The organism is Acinetobacter sp. YH01018 (genome assembly GCF_013420295.1).
Taxonomy (GTDB): domain Bacteria; phylum Pseudomonadota; class Gammaproteobacteria; order Pseudomonadales; family Moraxellaceae; genus Acinetobacter.
Window position 1 is genome coordinate 1 of sequence record NZ_VOYL01000066.1, and the last position, 10,231, is coordinate 10,231.

Annotated in this window: 8 protein-coding genes and 1 pseudogene; 6 read left to right on the forward strand and 3 right to left on the reverse strand. The window is 41.5% G+C overall.

Features of this window, described 5'->3' with window-relative positions; all coding sequences use genetic code 11:
• Positions 1–105: 105 nt before the first annotated feature.
• From FTT83_RS14525 to thrS, 6 genes and pseudogenes are all read left to right on the forward strand, one after another.
• Positions 106–408: pseudogene (locus FTT83_RS14525) on the forward strand (Fur family transcriptional regulator); the annotation flags it as partial.
• Between the two features lie 102 nt (positions 409–510).
• Entirely contained in the window at positions 511–1,416 is a 906-nt protein-coding gene (gene folE2 / locus FTT83_RS14530) for a GTP cyclohydrolase FolE2 (RefSeq protein ID WP_180044074.1), read from the forward strand.
• Positions 1,410–1,829, forward strand: a complete 420-nt coding sequence (hisI, locus tag FTT83_RS14535; RefSeq protein WP_180044072.1) for a phosphoribosyl-AMP cyclohydrolase — start codon at positions 1,410–1,412, stop codon at positions 1,827–1,829. Before folE2 ends, hisI begins: the two co-directional genes overlap by 7 nt.
• Positions 1,830–1,858: 29 nt before the next feature.
• Entirely contained in the window at positions 1,859–2,419 is a 561-nt protein-coding gene (locus FTT83_RS14540) for a carbonate dehydratase (RefSeq protein WP_166171516.1), read from the forward strand.
• Positions 2,409–3,764: a dihydroorotase gene (locus FTT83_RS14545; RefSeq protein WP_180044070.1), complete on the forward strand. Its 1,356-nt coding sequence runs from the start codon at positions 2,409–2,411 to the stop codon at positions 3,762–3,764. The genes FTT83_RS14540 and FTT83_RS14545 overlap by 11 nt, the downstream gene beginning before the upstream one ends.
• A gap of 36 nt (positions 3,765–3,800) precedes the next feature.
• Positions 3,801–5,711 carry a threonine--tRNA ligase gene (thrS, locus tag FTT83_RS14550; RefSeq protein WP_086197113.1) on the forward strand — a complete coding sequence of 637 codons (1,911 nt, stop codon included), beginning with the start codon at positions 3,801–3,803 and terminating at the stop codon, positions 5,709–5,711.
• Between the two features lie 245 nt (positions 5,712–5,956).
• On the opposite strand, the gene FTT83_RS14555 is transcribed toward thrS, so the two are convergent.
• From FTT83_RS14555 to FTT83_RS14565, 3 genes are all read right to left on the reverse strand, one after another.
• A complete protein-coding gene (locus FTT83_RS14555; protein ID WP_180044566.1) occupies positions 5,957–6,115 on the reverse strand; it encodes a hypothetical protein in 159 nt (52 codons plus the stop codon).
• A gap of 125 nt (positions 6,116–6,240) precedes the next feature.
• Positions 6,241–6,399, reverse strand: a complete 159-nt coding sequence (locus FTT83_RS16370) for a transposase (protein ID WP_171263236.1) — start codon at positions 6,397–6,399, stop codon at positions 6,241–6,243.
• A 195-nt stretch (positions 6,400–6,594) separates the two neighbouring features.
• Positions 6,595–10,050 carry an MASE3 domain-containing protein gene (locus tag FTT83_RS14565; protein ID WP_180082292.1) on the reverse strand — a complete coding sequence of 1,152 codons (3,456 nt, stop codon included), beginning with the start codon at positions 10,048–10,050 and terminating at the stop codon, positions 6,595–6,597.
• Between the last annotated feature and the right edge of the window lie 181 nt (positions 10,051–10,231).

Sequence of the window (10,231 nt, forward strand, 5' to 3'; positions counted from 1 at the left end):
TTCAATTTCTTTAAAGGCTTCTCGACTAATGTCGCTGGGATATGGTTTTCTCATTGAATAATTTTAACAAATTCTTTTTTTAAGTGCTAAAAAAGAATGAAATTAATACTGGATAGGCTCTTAGAACAAGATGAAGATGTTGGACTAGCGACGGTTTATCGTGTCTTAACTCAATTTGAAATGGCAGGTATTATTCAACGCCATAACTTTGATCATAATCATGCCCTATTTGAAATAAAACAAGATACTTCCCACGATCATCTTGTATGTCAAAAAACAAACCAAATCATTGAGTTTAAGAATGAAGAAATTGAAAAATTACTTACAAGTATTGCAGAAAATCATGATTTCCAACTCACAGGACATTCTCTAATCTTATTTGGATATTGTAGAAATTCCAAAAAATAAAATAGAAAATTGAGTATTTATCGGTTCTTATCAAGGCCGGACTAGAAACAATACTCATTATATGTTATGTTATAACATAACATATAATACTTGCTTTCCAATATGAATGCCTCGCAACTCCCAGATATCTCGTCTGCGCCTTTTCTTCACACACATACCTATCCTCTTGATTGGGTCGGAATGGAAAATATTGCTTTGCCCATTCAAATTCAAAACACACTGTGTGCCAGTAAAGTAAATGCCTATGTCAGCTTAGATGATCCTCAGGCCAAAGGCATCCATATGTCTAGACTGTATACTCGACTGCTGGAGCTCCATTCACTGCCTGACCTAACTTTAAATCACATTTATCAAACACTTCAGGATTTCTTAGCAAGTCATACTGAGCTCTCTCAACAAGCCCGCCTTGATATTCAAGCGGAGTTTAACTTAGAACAACCTGCTTTAATCAGTGTACTATCGGGCTGGAAAAGCTATCCCTTCAGCTTATGCTGTCAGTTAAATGAGCATACTTTTGAAGCTGAATTAGCAATAGAAATCACCTATTCTTCAACCTGTCCTTGTTCTGCGGCTTTGGCACGAGACCTCATTCAAAAAAGCTTTCAAGATGCCGTTGATACAAAAAAAATAAATCCACAAAACACGGATGATGTCATGGCGTGGTTAGGTACAACAGACGCGATTGTAGCAACACCACACAGCCAAAGAAGTTTTGCTCAGCTACGTTTTAAATTAGACCCTTGCTTACAGTCTATTCCAATTCGACAATTCATTTCCCATGCAGAACAAGCCTTGGCAACACCCGTTCAGACTGCTGTCAAACGTGTAGATGAGCAGGCATTCGCATTAGCAAATGGTCAAAATTTAATGTTCTGTGAAGATGCTTTACGCCGCTTATACCACGCATTTGTCAACTACTCAGGTATTGCAGGATTTAACTTTAAAGTCATCCATGCTGAAAGCTTACATGCCCACGATGCAGTCGCGCAGGGTTCATGGCAATGGTAAGTTCGACAATTTTTCTAGACATCGAACAAGGAAAGATGGGGCAATGTTATGAACTGGCAAGCATTATTGATGCCATTCCCTGGAACAAGGATGGATTAATCACTGCAATCGCACAAGATATACAGAGTAAAGATGTCTTAATGCTTGCTTGGATTAACCGTGATGCACTACTTGAAACCCTGAATACAAGACAGGTTTGCTATTGGTCTCGCTCGCGGCAGCGCTTATGGCGAAAAGGCGAAAGTTCAGGACATCGTCAAAAACTCATTGAAGCCAGACTTGATTGCGACGGTGACAGCATTCTCTTTTTGGTCGAACAGACTGGACCCGCCTGCCACACTGATCGTCCCAATTGTTTTTATCTTGGATTAAACAAACAACACGCCACAATTTTAACTCAGCCCATCATTTAGCCAATTTATACAACATCGAAGACATTACCATGATTCGTAAAAATCCAACTGGTCATCTCCCTATCATTGACCAATCCGCTTATATTGATCAAACCGCAATTATCTGTGGAAAAGTCATCATTGAAGCTAACGTATTTGTCGGTCCTTATGCAGTGATCCGTGCAGATGAAGTAGATGAAAATGGCGACATGCAACCCATCATTATCGGTGAAAATTCAAATATCCAAGATGGTGTTGTCATTCATTCAAAAGCAGGTGCACAAGTCACAATTGGAAAAAACTCATCCATCGCCCATCGTTCGATTGTTCATGGTCCATGTGTGATTGGTAACCGCGTATTTGTCGGCTTTAACAGCGTCTTATTCAACTGTAAAGTCGGTGATCATAGTGCCATCCGTCATAATGCAGTGGTCGATGGTCGCGATTTGCCTGAATCATTTTATGTACCTGCGATGAGTTATATCAATGCTCGAACGGACTTAAGTCAGTACCCTCCAATCGATATTTCTATCAGTGAATTTTCTGAAAGTGTGGTGAGCACCAATATTGAGTTGGTACAAGGTTATAAGGCATTACAAAATGAATTTTAGACAACTCCCCAATCTAATTATACGTAATGCGAATATGGTTAATGAGGGGCAGCAACAAATTTGTGATGTGCTCATTCAGCAAGGTCGTATTAGTAAAATCCAATCTAATATAACGGGTATCTACAATGCCAAAAGCATCGAGGCTGATGGAGCATGGTTACTCCCAGGCATGATTGATGATCAAGTCCATTTCCGTGACCCAGGCTCACCACAAAAAGGGCGTTTTGTCTCAGAGTCTTTGGCAGCTGCGATAGGTGGAATTACCAGTATCATGGATATGCCAAATACCAATCCTCCTACATTGGACTTAACTGCACTACACTATAAAAAAGGAATTGCAGCCCAACATAGCATAGCCAATTATGCATTTCACTTTGGTGTAAGTGCACAAAATTTAGAGATTGTTGAAGCACTTGATCCTAAATTGGTCAGCGGTGTTAAAGTCTTTATGGGAGCATCAACGGGTAATATGCTGGTTGATGATCCAAAGATTTTAGAACGCTTATTTGCTAATGTACCCACTATTTTATTAACACATTGCGAATCCACGCCACGGATTAAACAACTGGAAGCGTTTTATCGTGATCAATATGGCGAAGATGTCCCTGCATACCTACATCCTAAAATCAGGGATAAACAAGCCTGTTTTGAAAGCTCGCGGTTAGCCGTATCACTCGCTGAAAAATTCGGTACACAGTTACATGTGCTACATCTGACAACAGCAAAAGAACTTTGCTTATTTAAAAATTTGCCATTGGACAAAAAGCATATTACTGCTGAAGTATGTATACATCACTTAACTTTTGATGAATCTGATTATGCTGATTTAGGCCATTTAATAAAATGTAATCCAGCTATTAAGACTAGCAATGACAAACAGGCGCTTATTGAGGCAGTTTCTAATAGCCATCGTCTTGATATTATTGGTACAGATCATGCACCGCATACATGGCAAGAAAAACAACAATCTTATTTTAATGCCCCTTCAGGCTTACCTCTAGTTCAACATGCATTACCTGCATTATTAGAATTAGTGGCAGATCAAAAACTATCGATTGAAACACTGGTAAGAAAAACCTCACATCAGGTTGCTGATTTATTCCGCATTAAAGATCGAGGTTATATCCGTGAAGGTTATTGGGCAGATTTAGTCCTCATCCGTGAAAATCATCAAAAACAATCTGTAGCTGAACAAACCAATTATATGCGTTGCGGCTGGACACCCTTCCAAAAGAAAACATTCCGCCATCTGGTGGATACAACCATCATTTCTGGTCAACTCGCATGGCATCAACAGCAACCTTATCTTAACTGTCAGGGTCAAGCTTTAGAAATTGACCGCTAATCTGCAATAGCCTTACCCGTATTTAGATGACTCTATATGAATATCCAGTTTAATTTTCTTGGTTCAACTCACCATTTTCAACTCGAACAATCCATGGCGATTTCTGAGGTTTTGTCTCGTTTCAAAATTCAAAGCTATAAAAAAGCTTTTCTCGCTAAAGTTGACGCTCATTTCGTTGATTTACACTATGTTATCCAGCATGACTGTCACATCGAACTTTTCAGTCTGAACGATGACAATCATTTAAATCTACTACGACACTCCTATGCTTATCTATTGGCACAGGCTGTCCATCAGTTATACCCTTCTGCTCACCCCGTAGAATATAAGATTACTGATTATGGTATTTATTGTGACTTCGCCGATACTCCATCCTTTAATCAGGATGATTTGCAACAAATTGAACTGAAAATGCATGAGTGGGTACAACAACATTTAGATATACGCACAGAAAAGATTACGTCCGATCAAGCCGCTGATTTTTTTAAACAGCAAAATTCTGATTTTAAATATCAACACTTAAAAAATATGAGTGATTTAAGCACATTATATTTTCATCAAAATAATGATTTCTCTGATGTTTACTTATGTCCACTTGTTCCAAATACTGAATTTTTAGAACATTTTAAAGTGACTCATGTTTCTGGTGCATATTGGCAAGGCGACTCTACAAACCCTATGTTGCAACGAATTTATGTCACATGTTGGGCTGACCAAAAACAATTAAAAAAACATTTAAAGCAAGTTGAAGAAGCAGCAAAACGAGATCATCGTAAATTAGCACAGCAACTTGATTTGCTACATTTTGATGATAAAGCACCTGGTGCCGTATTCTGGCATGCGAAAGGCTGGAAATTATTTCAGTTATTGACAGATTATTTACGCCAGCAACAAGATGATGCGGGTTATATTGAAGTTAATACTCCCGATGTCATGGATCGTGAGCTTTGGGAAATTTCGGGACACTGGCAAAACTATCAGCAGCACATGTTTACCACAGTCACTAAAGATCAGCGGAGTTACGCGCTTAAGCCAATGAGTTGTCCTGGCGCAGTTTGTCTATATGCACATGAATTAAGAAGTTATAGAGACTTACCGTTACGCATGGCAGAATTTGGTAAAGTTCATCGCTATGAGCCATCTGGCTCTTTACATGGATTAATGCGCGTTCGCCATTTTACCCAAGATGATGCCCATATTTTTTGCACTGACAGCCAGCTTTTATCTGAATGTAAAGATACGATTGCTCTCATTTATAAAATTTATGAACAATTTGGTTTCAATGAAATTTCGATCAAATTATCCACACGTCCTGATCATCGTGTCGGTAAAGATGAAATTTGGGATTTTTTAGAAAATACACTAAAACAATCTCTTGAACAGCTTGATATCCCTTATACCTTAAATATCGGTGAAGGTGCATTTTATGGTCCCAAACTTGAATTTACCTTAAAAGATGCTATTGGTCGTGAATGGCAATGCGGGACGATTCAGGTTGATTTAAATTTACCAGAACGTTTTGATATTCATTACATTGATGAAAATAATCAAAAACAACGACCTGTGATGTTACATCGGGCTTTATTTGGATCTTTTGAACGCTTTATTGGTATTTTAATTGAACACTATGTGGGACATTTCCCATTTTGGCTTGCACCGGTTCAAATCGCAATTTTACCAATTACAGATGCACAACATGATTACGCCAAACACGTCCAAGACTCGCTTAAAAAGTATGGCTTTAGGGCAACATTAGATTTAAGTCAAACGAAATTGAACTATAAAATCCGTGAAAATACGCTACAAAAAATACCTTATCTGATCATCATTGGTGAGCAGGAAGCACAACTATCATCTGTTCGAATACGTGCGCAAAATGGAGTAGATTTAGGAGATTTTCAATACTCTGAGTTACTCGATTTTTTTAATAATACATCTACAAGCTAATCTAAGGTGTGTTGAGAATGAACGAGAGTTAATTACGCTCACACAAATATAAATCATGGCGGCAAAATTTGAGTCTATTTTATCACTACGCATGGCAATACGTTTGAATTCTTTCAATTTTCAAAGTAATTTTCGATGAAATGCCGCCATTTATACATACAACGATCAAATATACGCTGAACTTTACGCTTGGCTTTTCGGAGAATAACTGCTTTTACTCCACGATGATCAAGCTCCTTCAATAACTAAGCTACATCAAAAGCTTTATCTACTAATAATGCCTGAAAATCTATATCTTTAATCAGTGACTTAACTTCAGCAAGATCATGAGATTGTCCGGGCATTAAGCGGAATTTAACCAAATTTCCCAAACTCTCGACTAAGGCAAGGATTTTAGTAGTCATTCCATCTTCTGATTGACCAATCGCTTAGGAATAGCTCTCCCTTTTGCACCATGGCGTATTCAAGATCAGAATCCACATTGACTAATTCAAAAATTCTCGAATACACGGGCTTTCACCCAGCAGTATCAACCTTTTAAAACAGTATTCAATTTGCCAAAATCATATGGTAAATCTCTCCATCGACTACCTCTAAGTGCAGTCCACAATAAAGCTTCTAGAAATAATCTATTATTTGTACCGATCCGACCCCGATCTGTGACTTTACCGAGGCAGAGTAGTTCCATTTTTTCTCATTGAGCATCTGTAAATAGGTATCTATCCATAACGAAACTATAAACGGAATAGTTTTATTGACCTAATTCTGAACACACCTTAATACTTCAATTTAAAGCATTCGAAAATATCGGTCTTCCCAATTCCCATTAAACTCAAAGAGTGAATAACTTTTTGGCTGCTATTCAGCTGGTCTTCAAGCCTGTTTAACTTGGCAGGACATATCCCTTTTCCTTAATTAAACGTACTGCTGCATCACAAACTTCCGTATCATAAATCGTCCCGCGTCCACGTAAGATTTCTGCCAGGGCCACCTCAACCCCCAAAGCCGCACGATAAGGACGATGCGAAGCCATTGACTCAATCACGTCTGCCACGGTCAGAATACGGGCCTCAGGATGGATCTCATCACCTTTTAATCCTTTAGGATAACCGGTACCATCCATCCGTTCGTGATGCTGGCCAATGATTTCAGCAATCGGAATATTGAAAGGAACATCCTTAAGAATTTCATAACCGGCTTGTGCATGGCCTTTCATCATTTCCATTTCCAGATGAGTCAGACGAGAAGGTTTGGTCAGAATCTCGGAAGGAATAGAAATTTTACCAATGTCATGTACCAGTCCAATTTCTTCCATCTGCAGACAGCGTTTTTCATCCCAGCCCATTTCTTTGGCAATCGCACTGGCAATCAAACCGACACGGCGTTCATGCCCTGCAGTATAAGGATCGCGCAATTCCACCATGATCGATACCGCCTGCAAGGTGCCATACATGGTGGCCTCCAGCTGTTCCAGCTGCCGGGCAATCTGGTCCTGTGCCTGCTTTTGCTCGGTAATGTCCTGTGCCATAACAATTTCGGCAGGCAAGTCATCGTCCCAAGTAATGTGACGGCTATGCAAAGAAAATTCCCGGATCTGACCATTTCGATGTCGGAACGGAACGATAGATGGCATACTGAAATGCTCTGCCGCCTGTATCCTATCCTCAGCTTGGTGAATCAACGCCAGCGTGTCTGCAGCCGCATCGCTAAACTCCAAAATATTATGTCCGTTGAGCTCGGCGGCAGATCTACCTAGCATATTGGCATAACTTGGATTGACGTATAAATATTGATTGTCGCGCAGTACATACATTCCGACCACTGTTTGTTCAACCATGCCACGGAACCGCTGCTCGCTGTCTCTTAATGCCTGCTCGGTTTGCCGGATGGTGGTCAGATCAGCCCAGGCCAAAATCGCATCATTACCGACAATCGCCAGCGTACGCTGCGCAATACGCTGACTACCATCTTTAGCTACTAGGGTAACTTCAGGAAACTGCACCTGTTTGCCGTTTTTCGCCAACTGCAAGGCCGCTTGCCAGCTCCGCTGCATCAACTGTCTTTGTTCTGCATCTGGTGCCACTTTTTTCAACCAAGCTTCCCGGTCCTGAAAATCCTCTAAGCTGTATCCCAGCCATTTTTCATAGGCCAGATTGACTGCAAGAATGCGTTCATCCAGTATGGAAATAATATGCATCGGTACTGGCGACTGCAAAAACACCTGCTGGAAACGCTGTTCCATCTGCTGCGAATAGGTTTCGGCCGTTTGACGCTGCTGCTCAGCTGCAAAACGCTCCAACGCAAATGAAATATCTCTGGAGAGATTTTGCAGCAGCTGAATTTGCTCTTGATCAAATTCCACTTGGCCCGTGGTGTACAGCCCAACCAGTCCCCAGAAATGGCCTTGTAACAGCAACGGCGTTAATGCCGCTTGATGGATCTGCTCCTGTTTTAAATATTGTCTCCAGGTCCGGTATTCCGGAGAAACACCCTTATCAGGATCATTGACCAATGTATAGCTATAAACATCCACATCAGGGCTGGTATTTTTCAACTGATTCAACGGAGTATTCTGATCCTGCTGCAAGGCAGTCTGCAAAGTGGGCAAAATATTAGCGCTAATATTATGATGGAACTGAATCACCAGTGGACTGTCCGCCTGATCGTCAACCTTCAGCGCAATCAGAATTTTGGCAAAACTACCCAGCTTCAGCAGTACCTGCTGCAACTCAGTCAGCAACTGCTGCTGGTTCTGACTATGCGCAATCACCCGGTTGGTTTCACTAAGCAGCTGGTACAGATAGGTTAAACGTGCTACCCGCCCCTGGGACTGTAACCGGATATAAACATTGGTAATCTGGCTGGTGATGTGATCGATTAGACTCTGCTCTTCATCCAGAAAAGCGGGCGTATCCGGTGCCTGAGCATACCAAATTGTTAAGTTTCCGAATTTCTGGGTGTCATTGGCAAAGGCCGACTGCAGATAGGGCGTTTCGGCAGGAGGTTCAGTGCCAAAAATACCCCAGTCACTGTCAATCCTCAGATGAATCCTTTCCGGAGAGGAAAAGCCGGAAGGGATGATTTCCATGGCTTTCTGCAACAGTTCAGTCATGCCCGTATGCGTGTGGTTGCAGAGCTGGTTGATCTGGTTCAGACAACGTACTTCTTTAACCCTTTCCTGCAGATCCTGCAGTAAAAGCTGGCGGTCTGTAATATCATGCACCACCATAACCCAGACCGGTTTTTTGCCCAGGCGTTCTGCAAAGGGGGCGACATGACACTCAACCGTTTTGCGGTCCGGCAAGGTCAACTGGATTAAAAACTCTTGCGGTGCCTGCTGCAGCCTGGAACAGACCGGACAATCCTCGGCCTTTACACGAGGATCATGCACCAGTTCATGCACGGAAGATCCGGTCAATTGTGCCGCAGCAATACCGTGTAGCCGGGCTGCCGCCAAATTGACCTGCTGAATGCTTTGGTCGGAACTGACAATATAGGTCGGATCCGGAATGGTGTCATAGGTGCTGGCCGCCTTGGACAGCATACTAAAAGGTTCTTTGATGGTCGACTCGACCAGTGCCATATAAATGAACCAGTAGGAATAAACTTTCAGGATATGCCCCAGCAGATTGGCATCGGCATATACGGACACATATTGGGTAAAGGTAAATTCAGAGGCCATCATGGTCAGCATGGAAAGACTGACCCCAAATGTCAGTTGCGGCGATAAATATTCGCGGCGCTGCCAGACCAGTATCAGCGCCAGTGCCAGCACCGCAATAATCAGATATTCACTGTAAATTTTAAAAGGGGTCAGGCCTTGCCCATCAACAAAGGCGGTGGGGAAGAAACCCAGCATGACTGCAGTCACAATCCCGGCACTGAGCAGACCAAAAAACAGATTCAGCGGGATAGGCTTGATCGCGCGTGTCAGCATGAATGGTGCGACGAGCATGGTCAAAGCCTGCAACAGGCGGGCGCCAATCCATAATTGTGTGGCCTGATTGGCACTGTCCACAGGAAGAATCTGCATGCCTTTGTAAAGCAAAGTATGGAACAGATCAATAAATCCACACCAGCCAATGGCAATCGCAATGAAAACTACAAAATAATTTTTAGTAAAATGCCGCGATACTACAGTCACTATCAGTGCTGTAAGCGCGATAATGATGGAAATCAGTTCCGCGATGGTATGGGTAAAGACGAAACCAAAACTTTGATTGGTCCACCAGATCAGCAAGGCAAAAATCGTCGGAGGAATGATCATCATATAAGGAGAAATAAACGACTTAAGGTCGAATACATCCGGTGAAAATAAGTCACGAGATGATTTAGGCATAAAGTTCCCCAATAAAGTTCGAAAATGGCCTTATGTCATAGCATTGTTTAAAATTTTGCTTTGTACACGACAAAAAAAGATAACTCATTGAAATAATGGCATAATACTTGTTTTCTGACGACGAATATGATGACACATTTCAATGAGTTACATCTCATCTTAAACAAATATCTAAAGTGGA

Excerpts from the sequence above, each read along its gene's own strand:
- folE2 (WP_180044074.1), top strand. The coding sequence starts at position 511 with ATGAATGCCTCGCAACTCCCAGATATCTCGTCTGCGCCTTTTCTTCAC.
- hisI (WP_180044072.1), top strand. The coding sequence starts at position 1,410 with ATGGTAAGTTCGACAATTTTTCTAGACATCGAACAAGGAAAGATGGGG.
- FTT83_RS14540 (WP_166171516.1), top strand. The coding sequence starts at position 1,859 with ATGATTCGTAAAAATCCAACTGGTCATCTCCCTATCATTGACCAATCC.
- FTT83_RS14545 (WP_180044070.1), top strand. The coding sequence starts at position 2,409 with ATGAATTTTAGACAACTCCCCAATCTAATTATACGTAATGCGAATATG.
- thrS (WP_086197113.1), top strand. The coding sequence starts at position 3,801 with ATGAATATCCAGTTTAATTTTCTTGGTTCAACTCACCATTTTCAACTC.
- FTT83_RS14555 (WP_180044566.1), bottom strand. The coding sequence starts at position 6,115 with ATGACTACTAAAATCCTTGCCTTAGTCGAGAGTTTGGGAAATTTGGTT.
- FTT83_RS16370 (WP_171263236.1), bottom strand. The coding sequence starts at position 6,399 with ATGGAACTACTCTGCCTCGGTAAAGTCACAGATCGGGGTCGGATCGGT.
- FTT83_RS14565 (WP_180082292.1), bottom strand. The coding sequence starts at position 10,050 with ATGCCTAAATCATCTCGTGACTTATTTTCACCGGATGTATTCGACCTT.